This is a genomic window from Lewinella sp. 4G2 (assembly GCF_001625015.1).
GTDB lineage: Bacteria > Bacteroidota > Bacteroidia > Chitinophagales > Saprospiraceae > Neolewinella.
In genome coordinates this window covers 1-448 of sequence record NZ_LVWJ02000006.1, presented here as the reverse complement: position 1 = coordinate 448, position 448 = coordinate 1, and the positions used below count along the sequence as shown (strand labels likewise).

The 448-nt window shown below is 55.4% G+C and carries 1 protein-coding gene; it reads right to left on the bottom strand.

Features of this window, described 5'->3' with window-relative positions; translation table 11 throughout:
• Window positions 1-448: transposase (locus A3850_RS00015; protein WP_197493949.1), on the bottom strand; the 448-nt coding region annotated here is incomplete at both ends.

Genomic DNA, 448 nt, shown 5'->3' with positions numbered 1-448 from the left:
GTCTGTGCAATCACACTTTTGAGTCCCGCCAGGCCGTCGCTGCAAGTAATCAGTACGTCCTCCAGCCCGCGCTGTTTGAACGACTCTAGACAGCGCGCCCACTCAACGGCGCCCTCGGTGCCCTGACCAGGGATAAGACCGATTACCTCACGCTTGCCTTCCAAAGTAATCCCATATGCGACGTAAAGGGCCACTTTAGCTACCCCGTGTTCACGACGCACATCGATATGAATGGCATCGATAAATAGTACGACTAGGCAGGCTGGCAAGCGCCGCCTGTGCCAGTCTTCGACCGTCTGCCAGGTCGCATTGATGACGCTCGAGATACGAGCCGTGCTCATCTCAGCACCATAGAGCTTGCTCAGCGTTCGGGTAATATCTTCCAAAGAAGAACCGGAAGCGTAGAGTTCAATGATCTGCTCTTCGAAACCCAGGGCGAGTTGCCGAC